Origin of the sequence: Acidaminococcus hominis, assembly GCF_900291475.1 — a bacterium.
Lineage (GTDB): Bacteria > Bacillota > Negativicutes > Acidaminococcales > Acidaminococcaceae > Acidaminococcus > Acidaminococcus hominis.
The window spans coordinates 372,104-392,299 of record NZ_OLMM01000004.1 but is presented as its reverse complement, the minus strand read 5'-3'; the positions used below and the strand labels follow the sequence as shown (position 1 = coordinate 392,299).

At 52.5% G+C, this 20,196-nt stretch carries 17 protein-coding genes; 15 read left to right on the top strand and 2 right to left on the bottom strand.

What is annotated here, in order from left to right; all coding sequences use genetic code 11:
- The first annotated feature begins 2 nt into the window (after positions 1 to 2).
- The 8 genes from gctB to C7E10_RS05240 all read left to right on the top strand — a co-directional run bounded on the left by gctB (position 3) and on the right by C7E10_RS05240 (position 9,356).
- Positions 3 to 806 carry a glutaconate CoA-transferase subunit B gene (gene gctB / locus C7E10_RS05275; protein WP_105326296.1) on the top strand — a complete coding sequence of 268 codons (804 nt, stop codon included), beginning with the start codon at positions 3 to 5 and terminating at the stop codon, positions 804 to 806.
- A 26-nt stretch (positions 807 to 832) separates the two neighbouring features.
- Positions 833 to 2,596, top strand: coding sequence for a sodium ion-translocating glutaconyl-CoA decarboxylase subunit alpha (gene gcdA, locus C7E10_RS05270; RefSeq protein ID WP_105326295.1), 1,764 nt, complete (start codon positions 833 to 835; stop codon positions 2,594 to 2,596).
- A 23-nt stretch (positions 2,597 to 2,619) separates the two neighbouring features.
- On the top strand, positions 2,620 to 3,402 hold the full coding sequence (hgdC, locus tag C7E10_RS05265) for a (R)-2-hydroxyglutaryl-CoA dehydratase activase HgdC (protein ID WP_105326294.1): 783 nt from the start codon (positions 2,620 to 2,622) through the stop codon (positions 3,400 to 3,402).
- 42 nt (positions 3,403 to 3,444) lie between these two features.
- The gene (hgdA, locus tag C7E10_RS05260; protein WP_105326293.1) at positions 3,445 to 4,881 is read left to right on the top strand and encodes a (R)-2-hydroxyglutaryl-CoA dehydratase subunit alpha; all 1,437 of its coding nucleotides are present in this window, start codon (positions 3,445 to 3,447) and stop codon (positions 4,879 to 4,881) included.
- A 2-nt stretch (positions 4,882 to 4,883) separates the two neighbouring features.
- The gene (gene hgdB, locus C7E10_RS05255; protein ID WP_105326292.1) at positions 4,884 to 6,023 is read left to right on the top strand and encodes a (R)-2-hydroxyglutaryl-CoA dehydratase subunit beta; all 1,140 of its coding nucleotides are present in this window, start codon (positions 4,884 to 4,886) and stop codon (positions 6,021 to 6,023) included.
- A gap of 121 nt (positions 6,024 to 6,144) precedes the next feature.
- On the top strand, positions 6,145 to 7,044 hold the full coding sequence (locus tag C7E10_RS05250; RefSeq protein WP_105325364.1) for a helix-turn-helix domain-containing protein: 900 nt from the start codon (positions 6,145 to 6,147) through the stop codon (positions 7,042 to 7,044).
- A complete protein-coding gene (locus C7E10_RS05245) occupies positions 7,041 to 7,958 on the top strand; it encodes an IS3 family transposase (RefSeq protein WP_105325363.1) in 918 nt (305 codons plus the stop codon). The genes C7E10_RS05250 and C7E10_RS05245 overlap by 4 nt, the downstream gene beginning before the upstream one ends.
- A 63-nt stretch (positions 7,959 to 8,021) precedes the next feature.
- Positions 8,022 to 9,356: an acetyl-CoA hydrolase/transferase family protein gene (locus C7E10_RS05240; RefSeq protein ID WP_105326291.1), complete on the top strand. Its 1,335-nt coding sequence runs from the start codon at positions 8,022 to 8,024 to the stop codon at positions 9,354 to 9,356.
- 46 nt (positions 9,357 to 9,402) lie between these two features.
- On the opposite strand, the gene C7E10_RS05235 is transcribed toward C7E10_RS05240, so the two are convergent.
- Positions 9,403 to 10,329 carry a LysR family transcriptional regulator gene (locus tag C7E10_RS05235; RefSeq protein WP_105326290.1) on the bottom strand — a complete coding sequence of 309 codons (927 nt, stop codon included), beginning with the start codon at positions 10,327 to 10,329 and terminating at the stop codon, positions 9,403 to 9,405.
- Between the two features lie 206 nt (positions 10,330 to 10,535).
- Between C7E10_RS05235 and C7E10_RS05230 the strand changes: the two genes are divergently transcribed.
- The 7 genes from C7E10_RS05230 to C7E10_RS05200 all read left to right on the top strand — a co-directional run bounded on the left by C7E10_RS05230 (position 10,536) and on the right by C7E10_RS05200 (position 18,523).
- On the top strand, positions 10,536 to 11,957 hold the full coding sequence (locus C7E10_RS05230) for a YfcC family protein (protein ID WP_105326289.1): 1,422 nt from the start codon (positions 10,536 to 10,538) through the stop codon (positions 11,955 to 11,957).
- A 27-nt stretch (positions 11,958 to 11,984) separates the two neighbouring features.
- The gene (locus C7E10_RS05225; RefSeq protein WP_105326288.1) at positions 11,985 to 13,184 is read left to right on the top strand and encodes a M20 family metallopeptidase; all 1,200 of its coding nucleotides are present in this window, start codon (positions 11,985 to 11,987) and stop codon (positions 13,182 to 13,184) included.
- Positions 13,185 to 13,475: 291 nt separating this feature from the next.
- Entirely contained in the window at positions 13,476 to 15,608 is a 2,133-nt protein-coding gene (gene nrdD, locus C7E10_RS05220) for an anaerobic ribonucleoside-triphosphate reductase (RefSeq protein WP_105326287.1), read from the top strand.
- A 14-nt stretch (positions 15,609 to 15,622) separates the two neighbouring features.
- Positions 15,623 to 16,156 carry an anaerobic ribonucleoside-triphosphate reductase activating protein gene (nrdG, locus tag C7E10_RS05215; protein ID WP_105326286.1) on the top strand — a complete coding sequence of 178 codons (534 nt, stop codon included), beginning with the start codon at positions 15,623 to 15,625 and terminating at the stop codon, positions 16,154 to 16,156.
- A gap of 171 nt (positions 16,157 to 16,327) precedes the next feature.
- Complete coding sequence (locus C7E10_RS05210; protein ID WP_105326285.1) at positions 16,328 to 17,536, top strand: M20 metallopeptidase family protein; 1,209 nt, start codon at positions 16,328 to 16,330, stop codon at positions 17,534 to 17,536.
- A gap of 16 nt (positions 17,537 to 17,552) precedes the next feature.
- Positions 17,553 to 18,143 carry a GDSL-type esterase/lipase family protein gene (locus C7E10_RS05205; RefSeq protein WP_105326284.1) on the top strand — a complete coding sequence of 197 codons (591 nt, stop codon included), beginning with the start codon at positions 17,553 to 17,555 and terminating at the stop codon, positions 18,141 to 18,143.
- Positions 18,140 to 18,523: an acyl-CoA thioesterase gene (locus C7E10_RS05200; protein WP_105326283.1), complete on the top strand. Its 384-nt coding sequence runs from the start codon at positions 18,140 to 18,142 to the stop codon at positions 18,521 to 18,523. Before C7E10_RS05205 ends, C7E10_RS05200 begins: the two co-directional genes overlap by 4 nt.
- A gap of 56 nt (positions 18,524 to 18,579) precedes the next feature.
- On the opposite strand, the gene C7E10_RS05195 is transcribed toward C7E10_RS05200, so the two are convergent.
- Complete coding sequence (locus tag C7E10_RS05195) at positions 18,580 to 20,073, bottom strand: sodium-dependent transporter (RefSeq protein WP_105326282.1); 1,494 nt, start codon at positions 20,071 to 20,073, stop codon at positions 18,580 to 18,582.
- Between the last annotated feature and the right edge of the window lie 123 nt (positions 20,074 to 20,196).

Here is a 20,196-nt window from a genome sequence, read left to right as displayed (position 1 = left end):
CAATGGCTGATTACACGAATTATACCAATAAAGAAATGCAGGCTGTGACCATTGCCAAGCAAATCAAAAATGGTCAGGTTGTAACCGTAGGTACCGGTCTTCCTCTGATCGGCGCCAGCGTTGCCAAGAGAGTATACGCTCCTGACTGCCACATCATCGTGGAAAGCGGCCTGATGGACTGCTCTCCTGTGGAAGTTCCCCGCAGCGTAGGCGATCTGAGATTCATGGCCCATTGCGGCACCATTTGGCCCAACGTTCGTTTCGTTGGCTTCGAAATCAACGAATACCTGCATAAAGCCAACCGTCTGATTGCTTTCATCGGCGGCGCTCAAATCGACCCGTACGGCAACGTAAACTCCACCTCCATTGGTGATTACCATCATCCGAAAACCCGTTTCACCGGTTCCGGCGGTGCCAATGGTATTGCTACCTACTCCAACACCATCATTATGATGCAGCATGAAAAACGCAGATTCATGCAGAAAATTGACTATGTAACCAGCCCTGGCTGGATCGACGGCCCTGGCGGACGTGAAAGACTGGGTCTGCCCGGCGATGTAGGTCCGCAAATGGTTGTTACCGACCGCGGCGTACTGAAGTTTGATGAAAAGACCAAACGGATGTACCTGGCTGGCTACTATCCGACTTCTTCCCCTGAAGACGTATTGGAAAACACCGGTTTCGATCTGGATGTATCCAGAGCCGTTCTGCTGGAAGCTCCGGAACCCTCTGTTATCAAATTGATCAGAGAAGAAATCGACCCGGGCCAAGCCTTCATTCAAGTTCCCGTAGAAGACAAGAAATAAGAGAGAATTAGGGAGGAATCATTTAAATGGGTTTCTATTCAATGCCTAGATATTTTCAACAACTGCCCCAAGTCGGCAAGGTGCTGAAAAAAGTAGACGAAGACAATACTGCCAAACTGAAAGCCATCGAAGAAGAAATTCACCAATTGGTGAAAGCTGCTGAAGATGCAGGCCGTTCCACCGAATCCCTGAATGCATCCGGTCAATTGACCGCCCTGCAGAGAGTGGAAAAACTGGTAGAACCGGGCACCTGGAGACCGCTGAACTCCTTGTTCAACCCGGAAGGCAACAAAAACGGTTCCGTAAGCATCGTTAAGGGCCTGGGCAAAATCAACGGCAAATGGGCTGTTGTGGTCGCTTCCGATAACAAGAAGCTGGCCGGCGCTTGGGTACCTGGCCAGGCTGAATGCCTGCTGCGTGCTTCCGACACCGCAAAAACCCTGCACATTCCCCTGGTGTATGTGCTGAACTGCTCCGGCGTTAAATTCGACGAGCAGGAAAAAGTTTATCCGAACCGCCGCGGCGGCGGCACCCCGTTCTTCAGAAACGCTGAACTGAACCAACTGGGTGTTCCCGTAATCGTCGGCATCTATGGTACCAACCCTGCTGGCGGCGGTTACCACAGCATCAGCCCCACTGTCCTGATTGCCCATGAAAAGGCCAACATGGCAGTAGGCGGCGCCGGCATTTTGGGCGGCATGAACCCCAAAGGCTACATTGACATGGAAGGCGCTAACCAGATTGCTGACATGGTAGACCGCAGCGGCAAGCAAGAACCCCCTGGAGCTGTTGATATCCACTTTACGGAAACCGGCTTCATGCGCGAAGTTTATGCTTCCGAAGAAGGCGTTCTGGAAGGTATCAAAAAGTATATCGGTATGCTGCCCAGCTACAACCCGGAATTCTTCCGCGTTGACGATCCCAAAGCTCCGGCTCTGCCCAGCGAAGACCTGTACAGCATGGTTCCTCTGAATGACAAGAGAGCCTACGATATCTACAATGTTCTGGGTCGTCTGTTCGATAACAGCGAACTGAAGGAATACAAGAAGGGCTATGGCCCCGAAATGATTACTGGTATGGCCAAAGTCAACGGCCTGCTGGTTGGCGTTGTTGCCAACGTACAAGGCCTGCTGATGAATTACCCTGAATACAAGGCTGCCGGCTCCGTTGGTATGGGCGGCAAGCTGTACCGTCAGGGCCTGGTAAAAATGAACGAGTTTGTGACGCTGTGCGCCAGAGACCGTTTGCCCATCGTTTGGGTTCAGGATACCACCGGTATTGATGTAGGCAACGACGCTGAAAAAGCTGAATTGCTGGGCTTGGGCCAATCCCTGATTTATTCCATCCAGACCTCCCATGTTCCTCAATTTGAAATTACCCTGAGAAAAGGTTCTGCTGCAGCCCATTACGTATTGGGTGGACCTCAGGGCAACGACACCAACGCATTCTCCATTGGTACTGCTGCAACGGAAATCTACGTAATGAACGGTGAAACCGCTGCTACCGCTATGTACTCCCGGAGACTGGCGAAGGACAGAAAAGCTGGTAAGGATTTGCAGCCGACCATCGACAAGATGAACGATCTGATCCAGGCTTTCCATACGAAATCTCGTCCGAAAGTGTGCGCTGAATTGGGTCTGGTTGACGAAATCGTTGACATGACGGCTCTGCGCGGCTATGTAGAAGCATTTACGGAAGCTGCATATCAGAACCCTGAATCGATTTGCCCGTTCCATCAAATGCTTCTTCCTAGAGCCATTAGAGAATTTGACACTTTCGTAAAGAAATAATCCTTACGGAGGAAGAAAGCTAAATGAGTATTTATACCTTAGGTATTGATGTTGGATCTACCGCTTCCAAGTGCGTAATTCTGAAAGACGGTAAAGAAATTGTGGCAAAATCCCTGGTAGACGTGGGGACCGGTACTTCCGGTCCTGCACGCTCCATCTCCGAAGTACTGGAGAATGCCCACATGAAAAAAGAAGATATGGCTTATACCCTGGCTACCGGCTACGGCCGCAACTCCTTGGAAGGCATTGCCGACAAGCAGATGAGCGAACTGAGCTGCCATGCTATGGGCGCCTACTTCATTTGGCCTAACGTGCACACCGTTATTGATATCGGTGGGCAGGACGTAAAGGTCATCCATGTGGAAAATGGTGCCATGACCAATTTCCAAATGAATGATAAATGTGCTGCAGGTACTGGCCGTTTCCTGGATGTAATGGCCAATGTCCTGGAAGTAAAAGTGTCTGACCTGGCTCCCTTGGGCGCACAGTCCAAAAAACGGGTGGCCATCAGCTCTACCTGTACCGTATTTGCGGAAAGCGAGGTTATCAGCCAGCTGTCCAAGGGTACGGACAAGATCGACATCATTGCTGGTATCCATCGTTCTGTTGCAAGCCGGGTAATCGGTCTGGCAAACCGGGTGGGGATTGTTCCCGACGTGGTGATGACCGGCGGCGTAGCCCAGAACTATGGTGTGGTGGATGCTTTGCGGGAAGGTTTGGGAGTAGAAATCCAAACTTCTCCTCTTGCACAGTACAACGGTGCCCTGGGTGCCGCCCTGTATGCCTACAAGAAAGCAACCAAATAAAGTTTTACAACAGTTCACTCATGTGAAGAAGGAAGGATAATTATGCCAAAGACAGTAAGCCCTGGCGTTCAGGCATTGAGAGATGTAGTTGAAAAAGTTTACCGGGAAGCCCGTGAAGCAAAAGCTGCAGGCGAACCTGTAGGTTGGTCTTCTTCCAAGTTCCCCTGCGAATTGGCTGAATCTTTCGGCCTGCACGTTGTATATCCGGAAAACCAGGCCGCTGGTATCGCTGCCAACCGTGACGGCGAAGTAATGTGCCAAGCTGCTGAAGATCTGGGTTACGACAACGATATCTGCGGTTACTCCCGTATCAGCCTGGCCTATGCCGCTGGTAAGAGAGCTGCTAACAAGATGGACAAAGATGGTAACTATATCATCAACCCCAACAGCGGCAAACCGCTGAAAGATGAAAACGGCAAAAAGGTCATCGATCCTGAAACCGGCAAACCGGTTATCGATCCTAAGACCCGTAAACCTTATACCGTTATCGATGATATCTATGAAATCGCAGCTCTGCCGGACGGCGAAGAAAAGACCCGCCGTACCAACGCCCTGCATAAATATCGTCAGATGATCATGCCCATGCCGGACTTTGTTCTGTGCTGCAACAACATTTGCAACTGCATGACCAAATGGTATGAAGATATTGCCCGCAGACACAACATTCCCCTGATTATGGTTGACGTTCCTTACAACGAAACTGACCAAGTCAGCGAAAGCAACGTAAAATACATTCGTTCCCAATTTGACAAAGCCATCCGTCAAATGGAAGAAATCTCCGGCAAGAAATTTGACGAAGATAAGTTCGAAAAATGCTGCCAATACGCTAACCGTACCGCTAAGGCTTGGTTAAAGGTTTGTGACTATCTGCAATACAAACCGGCTCCGTTCAACGGCTTTGACCTGTTCAACCATATGGCTGACGTTGTTACCGCCCGTGGCAGAGTAGAAGCTGCTGAAGCTTTCGAACTGCTGGCCAGCGAATTGGAACAACACGTAAAAGAAGGAACCACTACCGCTCCTTTCAAAGAAAAATATCGTATCATGTTCGAAGGTATCCCCTGCTGGCCGAAGCTGCCTGACCTGTTCAAGCCGCTGAAAGCCAACGGTCTGAACATCACCGGTGTTGTATACGCTCCTGCATTTGGTTTCGTTTACAACAACTACGATGAACTGGTACGCGCCTACTGCAAGGCTCCTAACTCCGTATGTCTGGAACAGGGCGTTGCTTGGCGTGAAGGCCTGTGCCGTGAAAACAAGGTTGACGGCGTTCTGGTTCACTACAACCGTTCCTGCAAACCTTGGTCCGGCTACATGCCTGAAATGCAGCGCCGCTTCACCAAGGATCTGGGTATCCCCACTGCCGGTTTCGACGGTGACCAGGCCGATCCCAGAAACTTCAACGCTGCACAGTATGAGACTCGTGTCCAAGGTTTGGTCGAGGCCATGGAAGCTAACGCTGAGAAGAAGGGGAAATAAAAATGGCAATCAATACACTTATTGAAGAGTTTAAACAGATCGCTTTGAATCCGAAGGCACAAGCTGCCAAATATAAGGCAGAAGGCAAAAAGCTGATCGGCTGCCTGCCTTACTATTGCCCGGAAGAACTGGTTTATGCTGCTGACATGGTTCCCATGGGTGTTTGGGGCGCCAATGGCAAAACCGAAGTTCGTTCCAAGGAATACTGCGCTACGTTCTATTGCACGCTGGCCCAGCTGTCCCTGGAAATGCTGCTGGACGGCACCCTGGATTGCCTGGACGGTATCATTACCCCCGTTCTGTGCGATACCCTGCGTCCTATGAGCCAGAACTTCAAGGTAGCCATGGAAGGCAAAATGCCGGTTATTTTCCTGGCCCATCCTCAGGTTCGTCAAGATGTTGCTGGTAAGCAGTACACCTATGACCAATACAACAATGTAAAGACCCATCTGGAAGCAATCTGCGGCCATGAAATCGCCAACGATGCCATCCTGAATGCAATCAAAGTTTACAACGCCAGCCGCAAGGCTCGTCGTGAATTCTGCAAACTGGCCAACGAACATTGCGATGTAATCACCGCCAGCGCTCGTTCCTATGTGCTGCAAGCTGCCTACTTCATGCTGAAGGATGAATACACTGCCAAACTGGAACAACTGAACAAAGAATTGGCTGCCACTCCTGTGGGCAAATTCGATGGTCACAAGATTCTGGTTTCCGGTATCACCTACAACATGCCTGGCATCCTGAAAGCTTTGGACGACAACAAACTGGCCATCGCTGCTGATGATGTGGCTTACGAAAGCCGCAGCTTCGCAAAAGATGCTCCGGAAGATCTGGACAACGGCCTGCAGGCTCTGGCTGTACAATTCGGCAGACAGGACAACGATGTTATCCTGTACGATCCGGACTACGCCAAAGATGCCCGTTCCGAACATGTCTGCAAACTGGCTGAAGAAAGCGGCGCCGAAGGCGTTGTAGTCTTCATGATGCAGTTCTGCGATCCTGAAGAAATGGAATATCCGGACCTGAAGAAGGCTCTGAACAAACACCATATTCCTCAGATCAAAGTTGGTGTGGATCAACAGACCCGCGACTTTGGCCAAGCACAAACTGCTCTGGAAGCCTTTGCTGAAAGCTTATAATTCTTCCTCCAGCCTGCTTGCAGGCTGAGGTACAAAAAATGAAGGATGATTCGTGGTGAATCATCCTTCATTTTTTTGTTATAATAGCTTAAAAGCGGGCTGCGCAGCAGTCTGGTATGCTATGAATAAAGTAGACTGGCATATAGTTAAACCTCCTGGATTCGTTGAAAGGAGAGTATGTAAAATGTCTATATCGAAAGTCAGTGCAGAGGATAAATTAAAGGCTGTCAAAGCTGTTCTTGCTCATGNCTGGTATGCTATGAATAAAGTAGACTGGCATATAGTTAAACCTCCTGGATTCGTTGAAAGGAGAGTATGTAAAATGTCTATATCGAAAGTCAGTGCAGAGGATAAATTAAAGGCTGTCAAAGCTGTTCTTGCTCATGAAGAATCACCAATGGTTTCTGCAAAAAGGTTAGGGGTTCACTGGAAAGCAGTACAGTATTGGGTAGATGAATATATAGGAAATGGTCCTGAGGTATTTAACAAAAGACAGGTTAAAAGTTATTCTGCTGATCTTAAGATCCAATGCGTAGAGGAATATCTTAAGGGCGAAACGACTATGTCCCAGCTGGTACAAAAATACGGATTAAAAAGTTCTCGTCAAATCAGAGACTGGTTAAAGAAGTATAATAGTCATGAGGAACTAAAAAGTTCGGGTACTGGAGGTGCCAAGATCATGACTAAAGCTAGACAAACGACCTTTGACGAGCGCGTTGAAATCGTAAAATACTGCATTGAAAACGGGAATGCTTACCATGAAACCGCTGAAAAGTTTAAGGTTTCCTACCAGCAAGTCAGAAATTACGTCTTAAAATATAATAAGTACAATACCGAAGGACTCATAGATGGGCGCGGACACAGGAAGCCAGTAGAAGTCCCTGAAGAAGCCCCTACAGAATATGAGTGTATGAAAGCTGAACTCAAACTGGCTAATGCAAAACTCAAAGCCAAGGATATGGAGATTGATTTCCTAAAAAAACTCGATATTGTGGAAAGGAGGCGGGATTCACACAAATAAGATATGGAGCCATTTATGAAGCCATTAAAGAACTGCACGCTGAAAAGAATTACCCTATTCTTGGCCTGTGCAAATTGGGAAAAGTGTCCCGGGCCGGCTACTACAAATGGCTTCATAGAGAGCCTTCAGCACGCGAAATTGACGACAAGGAAATTGCTAAAAGAATAGAAGAGATATACAAGGCTGACCCAGCTAAAGGGTACAGACGAATAGCTGATGACTTACGAGCCCCAAATAAGAAGATCTATCCTGACACGAAACCAATAGCAATTGGTGACGGTCGCGTTCTTCATCTTTGTCGAGTGATAAATATAAAGTCTACGATTAAATATGCCCCTAAGGGCTGCACCCAGCGTGCAATAGATCCTGCATACATTGCAGAAAATATCTTGAATAGGGAATTTAAAGCCGATGCCCCTAACCAGAAATGGTGTACTGACGTCTCAGAATTTCACTACTATGAGGGGGTAGTTGTGCATAAGGTATATCTGAGCGCGATTATTGACCTGTATGACAGACGAATTGTTTCCTATGTGATAAGCAACCGGAACGATAAAAATTTGGTATTCAATACCTTCAATAAGGCATTGTTGAAAAACCCTGGCGCGCATCCCCTGTTTCACTCTGACCGGGGATTCCAATACACCTGCAGGGATTTCCGCAAGATGATTCTAGATGCTGGTATGACGCAGAGTATGTCACGGATAGGAAAATGCATTGATAATGGCCCGATGGAAGGCTTCTGGGGCATGCTGAAAAGAGAACGGTACTATACTCGTGACTTCGACAGCCGTAAAGCTTTGGTAACGATGATTAATAACTACATGGAGTATTACAACAGTGGCCGTTTGCAGCGGAATTTGGGCCGTTTGACCCCTATGCAAAAACATAATAGCTACCAAATGGCGGCGTAGAGGTTTATATTATTAGGAACTGTCTACTTGACGGGGAGCACACCAGTCCTAAGGGAGGTTATCATGGATTTAAACAGCCAATACCTGGCCAAACGGAAAACGCCGGCAGAGGTGCTTGCCTCTATCCAGGACGGCGATTATATTTTCAGCGCCCAAAGCAGTTCAGCACCGGTGACCCTGATTGAGGAGATGCCCCTGCTGCGGCAGTGGGGCCGGAAAAATCTGGTGTTCAATTCCTGTGGGCCCAATTATGACCATGCCTGGTTCCATGACCCGGCTATGCGGGATACGGTGGAACATGTGAGCTGGTTCTTCAGTCCGCCTGTACGCAAGGCTTGCCAGGAAGGGCTGTGCAGTTTTCTGCCCGGGGATACCACCAGCCTGGTGCGCAAGACTATGGACCGGGCCCGGTGGGAAGGTCGCCGGCCGGTGCTGCTGGCAACGGCGGCCCCCCTGGATGCCCAAGGAAACTTCATTCTTTCGGTGAGTACCCTGTTTGAACGGGACCTTATTAATGCGGGAGCCCTGGTCCTTTTGGAAGTCAGCTCCAAGTATCCCAGAATCTGCGGGGATACCCTGATTCCACTGTCTCGGGTAACCGCCTTTACGGAAACGGACCGGCCGGTACCGGCAGGGAACCCCGGAAAAGCAAAGCCTGTGGACCAGAAGATTGCCGCCCGGGTGGCAGAACTGATTCCGGACGGCTCCACCTTGCAGCTGGGGGTGGGCCATCTGCCCAATGCGGTAGCTGTGGAGCTGCGCAATAGGAAGCACCTGGGCATCCACTCCGGGGTGTTTGGCTATGCCATGCTGGAGCTGATCCGTTCCGGCGCCGTGGACAATTCCCAAAAGGGTTTTATGGACGGCTTTTCCATCTGCTCCAGCGTCAGCGGGGGACAGGACCTGTTCGACTTTGTGGACGACAACCACAGCGTCCTGTTCCGGGCAGGGACCTTTACCAACAACCCCCGGATTATTGCCAAAAACCGAAATATGGTATCCCTGAATTCCACCCTGGAAATTGATCTCACTGGCCAAAGCGCAGGGGAATCCATGGGCTTTCGCCAGTTCTCGGCCAGCGGGGCCCAGCCGGAAACCATCCAAGGAGCCCAATTTTCTCCCGGCGGTAAATCCATTCTGGCCCTGCCCTCCGCCTACGAAGCCAAGACTGCCGACGGCAAACGGGTGCTGCAATCCAAGATTGTCACCAGCTTCCGGCCGGGGACAGTGGTGACCAGTTCCCGGACCCTGGTGGACTACGTGGTAACCGAGTACGGTACTGCCTGCCTCAGGGGCCTTTCCATTCCCCGGCGGGTGGAAGCCCTGATTGCCATTGCCCACCCGGAGTTTCGGGAGCAGCTGCGGCAGGATGCCAAAAAGTACGGGCTATTGTATTAGCAAGCTAAACCAAAAGGCGTTTCTCCTAACTGGGGAGAAACGCCTTTTACAGTATTTGGGCCACGGTTTCCTGGGTGAGCCGGAGAAAGGCCCGGAGGGTAGGGTTGTGTTCCTGGCCTTTGGCATAGGACAGGGTCAGCCAGGGAGCCGTCTGCAGGTCCCCTGTAAGAAAATAGCGGATGGGCTTGGGAATGTGCAGGGCATGGACGTAGGAACTCATGCAGAAAGCAGCCCCCATTCCTTCCGCTGCCAGGCGCACGGCCGTTTCGATGCTGCCCACTTCTTTGAACCTTGCCTGGTTTAATCCAGCGGTTTTCAGCAGCTTATCTTCCTGGAGCCGCACCTGCTGGTAGGGTCGCTGCAAAAGCAGTAGTTCCTTTGGCAGAGCTTCCAAATCCAGAAAAGAATAGGGAGAGCCGGCTACGGGAATGGCCTGGGCACAGGCCGGGTGGTCCGGAGAAAGGGCCAGCAGCAGGGGTTCCCGCTTCAACAGCCGCTGGGCAAATTCCGGGTCCGGTTGATCCTGGATAGAGAGAATCACATCAAATTGGTTATTCTTCAGCCCTTGCAGCAGTTCCTGGTGGTGCTCATGGGTCAGCTTGATTTCGGCGTCCGGATGGGTGCGGTGGAAGGCGGCAATCAGGGTGGGCATCAGAAGGGAAGAATAGATCAGGTAGGTGCCAATGCGCAGACTGTTTTGGCGCCTTTGCTGCAAGGGCAGCAGCGCACTGGCCAGCTCCTGGTCCAGGTCCAAGATTTTCCGGGCGTAGGCGAGGACCAGCTCCCCTTCTGGGGTGGGGGTTACCGACCGGCCGTCCCGCAGGAACAGGGGAACCCCCAAGGACTCCTCCAGCTTTTTGATGGCAATGCTGAGGGTGGGCTGGGTAATATAGAGTTTGCGGGCAGCGGTATGGTAGCTGCCGGTTTCTGCCAGCACGCAGAGATATTGGAGCTGGCGCAGGGGAAAGGTCATGCTGCTGCCTCCTTAGGGACAAATTTACCGATTTTCATCCATTATAGCATGGAAGCTGCTGCGGTAAGCCAGTATTTTGTACAAATGATAGAAAAAATCTATCAGTAGATTAAATAGAACAATTGGACGTACAAGCTGAATTTTCTTACAATGAACCTATCAAGGGCAGCAGCCCGCAACGGCTGCTGCGGAAAGGGAGTAGGAAAATGACAGCAAATGCGGCGGCAGGAAAACCTGTCAAAAAAATGGAAGTACCCCATACTTTTGTGATCATCTTCGTGATGATATTGCTGGCGGTGCTTCTTACGTGGATCATTCCCGCAGGGATGTATGATTTCGTGAAAAATGCCAGCGGCCGGAAAATGGTGGATCCGGCAACTTTCCACTATGTGCAGAGCAGCGGGGTGAACCCCTTGCTGATTCCTCTGTACATTATTAATGCCTGTGTGCAGAGGGCGGAACTGATGATGATCATCTTCTTCTCCGGGGCCGCCTTCCATGTGGTGACGAAAACCGGCTCGCTCCAGGCCCTTTTGGCCATTGGCGCCCGGAAATTCTCGGACCGGCTGTACATCTTTATCCCGGCCCTGACCCTGCTATTTGGGTTAATCTGCACCACCCAGGCCGTGAATACCTTTATTCCCTTTGCGCCAGTGATGGTGATGCTGAGCATGGCCATGGGCCTGGATTCCATTTCTGGGGCTTCCATTATGCTGCTGGGTGGAGCTATTGGTTTTTCTACGGGGACCCTGAATGTATCGACCACCCTGGTGGCCCAGAACATTGCGGAGCTACCGCCCTATTCCGGCTTGGGCTACCGGTCCTTCTGCTTTGTGGTGTATTACATTGTGACCAATATCTTTCTGATCCGGTATGCCAATAAGGTGAAAGCCAAACCGGAGCTGAGTCCCATGTACGACCTGGACCAGGAAACTCTCCAGCGGGAAGGCACGCTGGATTTGGAAGCAACCGGAAAACTGACTACCAAAAAAATTATTCCCCTTATTCTGCTGATTGTAGTTTTTGCTTTTATCATCTATGGCACAATTGTTTGGCAGTGGAGAATGAATCACATGTCTGCCATGTTCCTGGTTTATGCGGTAGCTGCAGATTTATTGTGCGGCGCCAGCGCCAACGAAGTGTGCAAGGACATTATTGAGGGCAGCAAAAAGATGCTGGGGGCTGCCTACATCATCGGTATGGCAGCTGCCATCAGTTCCATTATGAACGACGGAAAAATCACCTACACCATTGTCCATTCCCTGTCCCAAATGCTGGAAGGGCTGCCGGCGGTGGTAATTGCTCCCGGCATGGTGGTGGCCAATACCATCATCAACGTTTTCCTGACTAGCGGCAGCGGCCAAGCGATGGCGGTTATGCCCATCCTGACGCCCCTTTCCGATGTACTGGGGGTTACCCGGCAGACCATGGTGCTGGCCTTCAACTTTGGGGATGGGTTCTGCAACTACATCCTGCCTACCTCCACAGCGCTTATGGGTTCCCTGTCCGTGACCAACATCCCCTACGACCGGTGGATGCGGTTTATGTGGAAAATGTTTCTCATCTGGCTGGTGGTGGGCTGCATCCTGGCGGCCATTGCCCAATTTATCCAGCTGGGACCGATGTAAAACTTTGCCAAGAAAGAAGGAGACAACATGCTGGAACAGAAAATTGCCCAGGCCAATGCCTGGATTGATGAATTGGCGCCCCAATTGTGGCAGCTGTCCGATGCCATTTATGATCACCCGGAGGTGGGGCCCAACGAGGTGTATGCCAGCGGGCTGCTGACGGATTATCTGGAGCAGCAGGGCTTTACCGTAACCCGGGGACTGGCTACCCTGCCCACAGCCTTTAAGGCCGTTTGGAAAAACGGGGAAGGGGGCCCCAATTTTGGCCTTCTGTGCGAATATGATGCCCTAGCCGGTATGGGACATGGCTGCGGCCATCAAATGCAGGGACCGGCCATTTTGGGCGCTGCTGCGGCCATCAAAAAGGTAGCTGGGGACAGACCCTTTACCCTGACGGTATACGGCACCCCCGGGGAAGAAAATATCAGCGGCAAATACATTATGATTGAAAATGGGGTGACCTTTGAGGAACTGGATGTGGCCCTTATGATGCACGGGGGCCCCGCCACCCAGACGGATATCAAATGCCTGGCCAACGGGGAATACACCCTGACCTACCATGGGAAGGCGGCCCATGCAGCCCTAAAGCCGGAAGACGGCCGAAGCTCCCTGGACGCCATGGTGCTGGCTTTCCACGGCATTGAGTGCCTGCGGGAGCATGTGCCCGACGATGTGCGGATCCATTACAACATTTTGAACGCCGGCGGCACCGCTGCCAATGTGGTCCCCAGCTTTACCCAGGCCCAGGTAATGGTCCGGGGCAATACAGTGGGGGAAGTGAAGGGGCTGATGCAGCGGCTGGAGAAAATCTACCAGGGGGCCGCCCTGATGACGGAAACCCAGGTGGAATACCAGCTGGGCAAACTGCTGGACAACAAGATTCCCAACCTGACCTTAAACGATATCCTGATGCGCCACGCCCGGCAGCTGAAGGCTCCCAACTGCCAGCCGCCCCGGGAGCGGACCGGGTCCACGGACTTTGCCAATGTAATGCACCGGGTTCCCGGCTCCTGCATCCGGGTAGCCTTTGTTCCCCCGGGAACGGTATCCCATTCGGAAGCCTTTATCCAGGCCGGCAAGTCGGAGGCGGCCCATAAGGCCATTGTGTTTGGAGCCAAAATTCTGGCGGATACCATTTTGGAATTGGTTCAGCAGCCAGAAGAGTTACAAAAAATTCAGGAAGAATTTCGGGCCAGATTGTCTGCGGAAAACAATAATGAAGTGTAAACAATAAATATTATCAACTAGGCGGAGGGCTCATTCCTCCGCCTTTTTTGGCCTCTGAAAAAATAGATAAAAAGACAGATTGAAACGGAAAAAGGCAAAAGCGTAATCTTTGTCCGCTTTGCGAGAACACACAGCCTGTTGTGTTTTGGGTGTATTTACGTTGATGTTTACACAATATGTAGTTGCGAAATGGTTCGAGATATTGTATGATATTAGGGCAGTCAAAAATAACTGTATATAAAAGAATGACAATATATTGCGTAGAAAAAATTCAGGAGAGAGGGATCGGGTATGGCTAAAAAAGTAATCAAGCGCGACGGTTCTACGGTAACTTTTGACCGCAGCAAAATCGTAACAGCCATTCAAAAGGCCAACAAGGCCGTAGAGGAAAAAGAGCAGCTTCCGCTGGAAGATATTGAAGAGATCGCTTCTTTCGTGGAGCACAAGCAAAAAACCAGACTGCTGGTGGAAGATATCCAGGATATGGTGGAAAAACAGATCATGACCCGGGGCCGTTATGCCCTGGCCAAGGCCTACATCATTTACCGGTACAACCGGGCACTGGTCCGCAAGGCCAATACCACTGACGACTCCATCCTGTCTTTGATCAGCAACAAGAATAAGGACGTTATGGAAGAAAACTCCAACAAGAACGCGGTAATGGTTTCCACCCAGCGTGACTTGATTGCCGGGGAAGTTTCCCGGGACCTGACCCGCCGGGTGGTGCTGCCGGAAAAAATTTCCCGGGCCCACGATGACGGTGTCATCCACTTCCATGATGCCGATTATTTCATCCAGCCCATGTTCAACTGCTGCCTGGTAAACCTGGGCGACATGCTGGACAACGGCACGGTTATGCACGGCAAGCTGATTGAAAGCCCCAAGAGCTTCCAGGTAGCCTGCACCGTAATGACCCAGATTATTGCTTCCGTGGCTTCTGCCCAATACGGCGGCCAGTCCGTAGATGTATCCCATTTGGGCAAGTACCTGCGCCGGAGCCGGGAAAAATTCAAGAAACGCCTGCTGGAAACCACCCATGGCCAAATGTCCAAAGAGGACATGGAAGCTGTGCTGGACAGCCGGATGAAGGATGAACTGGCCAGCGGCGTCCAGACCATCCAATACCAGATCAACACCTTGATGACCACCAACGGCCAATCCCCCTTTGTAACGCTGTTCATGCACCTGGATCCCCAGGACGAATACATTGAGGAAAATGCCCAAATCATCGAAGAAATCCTGAAGCAGCGGCTCCAGGGCATCAAGAACGAAGTGGGCGTGTATGTGACCCCGGCCTTCCCCAAACTGGTGTATGTGCTGGACGAAAATAACTGCCTGAAGGGCGGCAAGTACGACTATCTGACCGAGCTGGCCGTACGCTGCTCCATCAAACGGATGTACCCGGACTACATTTCTGCCAAGAAGATGAAGGAAATCTACCAGGGGAATGTGTTCTCTCCCATGGGCTGCCGTTCCTTCCTGTCTCCCTGGAAGGATGAAAAGGGCAACTATAAATTCGAAGGCCGTTTCAATCAGGGCGTAGTTTCCCTGAACCTGCCCCAGATTGGCATCATTGCCAAAGGCGATGAAGACAAATTCTGGAAGCTGCTGGACGAACGGCTGCAGCTGTGCTACGAAGCCCTGATGGTGCGCCACAACGCCCTGAAAGGCATTCGCAGCGATGTCAGCCCCATCCATTGGCAGAACGGCGCCATTGCCCGGCTGAAGAAGGGCGAAACCATCGACAAGCTGCTGGAAGGCGGCTACTCCACCCTGAGCCTGGGCTACATCGGCCTGTACGAATGCACCAAGGCTATGAAGGGCGTCAGCCAAACCACCCCGGAAGGGGAAGAATTCGCTATGCGGGTGATGAAGCGTCTGCGCAAGGCCTGCGACGAATGGAAGGAACAGACCGGCCTGGGCTTTGCCCTGTACGGCACCCCGGCAGAATCCCTGTGCTACCGTTTTGCCCGGATCGACAAGGAACGCTTTGGTACCATCCCCGATATTACCGATAAGGGCTACTACACCAACTCCTACCATGTGGATGTACGGGAACCCATCGACGCTTTCTCCAAATTTAAATTTGAAAGCCAGTTCCAGCCCATTTCTTCCGGCGGCTGCATTTCCTACGTAGAAGTGCCCAACATGAAGAAGAACCCCACGGCCATTGAAGATGTGGTCCGGTTCATTTACGATAATATCCAGTATGCGGAATTCAACACCAAATCCGACTACTGCCAGGTCTGCGGCTTTGATGGAGAGATTATGATCAACGACAACCTGGAATGGGAATGCCCGCAATGCCATAACAAAGACCAGTCCAAGATGAACGTAACCCGCCGGACCTGCGGCTACCTGGGTGAAAACTTCTGGAATGTAGGCAAGACCAAAGAAATCAAATCCAGAGTATTACACCTGTAAGGAGGCTTTTGTTCGTGAATTACGCTGTCATAAAAAAATGTGACGTGGCCAACGGCCCCGGCGTCCGGGTATCCCTGTACGTCAGCGGCTGCACCCATCACTGCAAGAACTGCTTTAACCAGGAGGCGTGGGACTTCCAATACGGCAAACCCTTTGGGTCCGAAGCCGTGCAAGAAATTATGGAAGACCTGGAACCTAGTTACATCAGGGGCTTTTCCCTGTTGGGCGGGGAACCCTTTGAACCCGCCAACCAGGCAGTTTTGGTAGGCCTCCTGCGTCACATCCGGGAACGGTTTCCGGAAAAGACCATCTGGTGCTACAGCGGCTATCTGTACGATACGGAGCTGCTGGCCGGCAAGGTGGGGGACCCGGAAATTACCCGGGAAATGCTGGGATACCTGGATATCCTGGTAGATGGCGAGTTTGTGGACGCCGAGAAGGATTTGAACCTGCGCTTTAAGGGCAGCCGGAACCAGCGGATCATCAACGTTCCCGCATCCCTGAAAACTGGAAAGATTGTCCTCTGGGAAGGTGCCGATTACGCCTGAATCCTGTAGTACTGAGCCTCCGTCCCTTGGGACGGGGGCTTTTTCTCTGCCGGGAAGGGGACCCGGGGAAACCATTTCCCAAACCCTGTTTCCGTGTTAGAATAGCCTTACCAGGAAATTTCCTCTGGAGTGGGGAAGCTGCCTGGAACATCAAGGTTGGAGGGGAAATCTATGGATGTACAGAAAATGACTGAAGAAGAATTGCAGGCCCAATGTGTGGCCTGGCGCCGCTGGTTCCATGAACACCCGGAAGTCAGCACCAAAGAAATACAAACGTCCCAAAAGGTTTTTGATATATTGACGGAGCTGGGCCTTAACCCGGTCCGGGGCAAGGGCCACTACGGGGTGGCTGCTACTATTCAAGGGGCGCAGCCCGGCCCTATGGTTGCCCTGCGGGCGGATATGGATGCCCTGTCCGTAACGGAAGCTACGGGTCTGCCCTATGCTTCCCAAAACCCTGGGGTCATGCACGCCTGCGGCCATGATATGCATATCACCACTTTGCTGGAGACCATCCTGCGCCTGCTGCGCCGGAAGGACGAACTGGCAGGCAGCGTCCGGGTGCTGTTCCAGCCCTCGGAAGAAATGTCTCCTACCGGCGGTGCCCGGTACATGATGCAGGACGGCTTTTTGGACGGGGTCCAGGGGGTTTTTGGCCTCCATATGTGGCCCACTTTCCTATGCGGCCAGGTAGGGGTTAAGGCCGGCGCCTTAATGGCCGGCTCCGACCGGATCAAGGTGATTATCAAAGGGAAAACGTCCCATGCCGGACATCCCCAGGAAGGGGTGGATGCCATTATGGCGGCTGCCGACTTCCTGCAGCAGGTGAGCCATATTGTCAGCCGGCGGATCAGCCCCCTGGCTACGGCCACCATCAATTTCGGCACCATCCAGGGCGGTTCCCGGTACAATGTGGTACCCGGGGAAGTGACCCTGGAAGGCACCATCCGGACCCTGGATGAAGACAACCGGAAAAAGATTCCGGAATTCATCAAGGGCATTCTGGAAGGGCTGAAGCTCAGTGCCGGCATCGACTACGATTTCCAATATTTCTATGGCTACCCGGTACTGGACAATTGGCCGGTACCGGCCCAGCTGGCAGCAGAAACGGTGCGCCAGGTGCTGGGGGACGAGGCCCTGGTGCCCGGTATTTCCCCGGACCTTACCGCCGAAGACTTTGGCTTCTACCTGCAGAAGGTGCCCGGCGCCTTCCTGTGGCTGGGCTGCGGCATCAAAGACCAGCCCGTCCACGGTCTGCACAACGCCAAATTCTGCCCGGATGAACAGGCCCTGGTGGTCGGTTCCCGGCTGATGAGCCAGCTGGCCATCAACGCACTGCAGCAGCTGAAGGCGGGCAAGGATTTCAGCGCCCGCACCTAAAATAAGGAGAATGACTATGAAAATGGCTTTTATCGGTGACAGCTTGGTAAGCTGCCCCAACGTAACGTTAACAGAAACCTGGCCGGACATTGCCGGCAAAAAGCTGGGCCTGGAAGTGGTGAACAACGCTGCCGGCGGCAAACTGACCCTGGTGATGCGGGGGATGTTCCCCTATGATGTGCTGAACGAAAATGCCGACGGGGTCTTTATCCTGTGCGGCATGCGGGATATCATGCTGGATGAACCCATGAGCTCCATCGAAGAAAATATCCAGGTGACCCTGGATAAGGCCCAGGAAGCCGGGCTGAAGGTGATTGTGCTGGGCAAGCCGCCGCTGACTACCCTGAAAAGTGCCGAAGCCGGCTGGCAGGTGCCCAGTGAAGTGGACAAGCACAATGAGGCCCTGAAAACCTACCGGGCCTGGCTGGACGAAGAAGCTGCCCGCCGGAACCTTCCGGTGCTGGACTTTCAGGAAGTGCTGACCAAGGCCGCTGCAGAAAGCGGCAAGGAACTGCTGCTGGACGGGCTCCATCCCAACGCAGAAGGCTACAAGGCTGTGGCCGCTGCTTTTGTGAAACTCATGGAGGAAAGCAGGGCCCTGGCATGACTGCCACCTGCACCATGACCCGTTCGGTGATGCTGAATATGGCCAACTCCGCGGGAAATCTGTTTGGGGGCACCCTGATGGGCTGGATGGACGAAGTGACGGGGATTACGGCCCATCGCTTTACCTGGACCCGGGTGACCACGGCAGCAGTGAAAAGCATCAATTTCTACGTGCCCATCCACTACGGCACGGTGCTGCAGCTGGAAGGCCGGGTCATCCGGGTGGGCCGCAGCTCCCTGGACGTGGAGGTGGTGGCCTATCTGGAGCCGGAAACGGAAGACGCGGCGCCCATTAAGGCGGCGGACGGGGTCTTTACCTATGTCTCCATCAACGAGGCAGGCCGGCCCATTCCCATCCGGAAAAAACTGGAAGACGCCTAAACGCAAAAAAAGAAATGCCTATGGACGAAAGCATCCATAGGCATTTCTTTTTTAGGTTATTCGTTGGCAGCTTTTTTGGAAGCCGCAGGTTTGCCGGCGCTGCAATAGAAGATGAAGCCCAGGAACAGGAAGGCCACGCAGAACCATTTGACCAGCACTTCCGTACCCTGGCTGGCGAACATATCGTAATAGCCCTTCAGGTAGATGGAGATGATGATCAGCGGCAGTACGTATTGCAGGTAGCTGTGCAGGGAGGTGGGAATGTTCCGGCCTTCCCCGTCGTTGGCCTCCGCCAGGAAGTGCTTCCAGCCCCAGCCGTTTTCCCGGGTGCAGAACAGCACAAAGGCCAGGCTGCCCAGGGGCAGCAGGTTGTTGGAAACGATAAAGTCTTCCAGATCCAGCACGGCGGTGCCCGGGCCCAGAGGCTGGAAGCCGGCCCACAGGTTGTAGCCCAGGGCGCAGGGAACACTGAGGAGAATCACGCAGACGGCGTTAATCAGCACGCTCTTTTTCCGGTCCCAGCCGTACAGGTTCATGCCAAAGGCGATGATGTTTTCAAATACGGCAATGACCGTGGACAGGGCGGCAAAGGACAGGAAGATGAAGAACATCATGCCCCAGAAGCGGCCGCCGGGCATTTGTACAAACAGGTTGGGAATGGTCAGGAAAATCAGGGACGGACCGGCGTCCGGCTCAATGCCGTAGGCAAAGCAGGCCGGGATGATGATGAAGCCGGCCATCAGGGCCACAAAGGTGTCCAGGGCTGTAATGGTGGTGGCTTCCCCAAACAGGCTGCGGCCGTGGGGCAGGTAGGCCCCAAAAATCAGCATGGCGCCGATACCAATGGACAGGGTGAAGAACGCCTGGCTCATGGCGGCAAAAATCATGTTGCCCCAGCCCAGCTGGCTTACCGAGTCCCAATTGGGAATCAGGTAGAAGGCGATGCCCTTTTCTGCCCCGTCCAGGAACAGGGAGTGGGCGGCCAGGACAATCATCAGCAGCAGCAGGGCGGACATCATCCACTTGCTGATCCGTTCCACCCCGTTTTGGATGCCCAAATAGCAGACCGCAAAGCCCAGCAGACAGGTAATCACCATCCAGCCTACCAGGATGCTGGGGCTGGACAGCATGGTGCCAAAGGAAGCCTTGATAAACTCCGGTGAAGCGCCTACAAAGGTGCCCTTGATGTGGAGCCAGCAGTAGTACAGCATCCAGCCGGTAACGGTGGTGTAGTACATCATCAGCAGGTAGCAGCCGGCAATGCTGATGCCTTTCAGCCGGTGCCAGCGGGTGCCCGGCGGTTCCAGCACCTCAAAGCTTTTGGCAGCGCTGCGGCGGCTGCCCCGGCCAATGGCGAATTCGCAGACCATGACGGGGATGCCCATAATCAGAAGAAAGATTAAATAGATCAGGATAAAGGCGGCGCCCCCGAATTGGCCGCAAAGGTAAGGAAACTTCCAGACGTTCCCAATGCCAATGGCGCAGCCGGCAGAAACCAGGATAAAGCCAAGGCGGGAACCGAAAGAATCTAAAGGATTTTGTTCGGACAAAGTAGTACAACCCCTTTCTGCAATATGAAACACTTGTGTACCATTCTATACTAGGATGAAACAAGTTTCAAGCAAAAAGGGGTTGTTTTTTCTTGTTTTTATCAAGATAAATATGAATTGTCC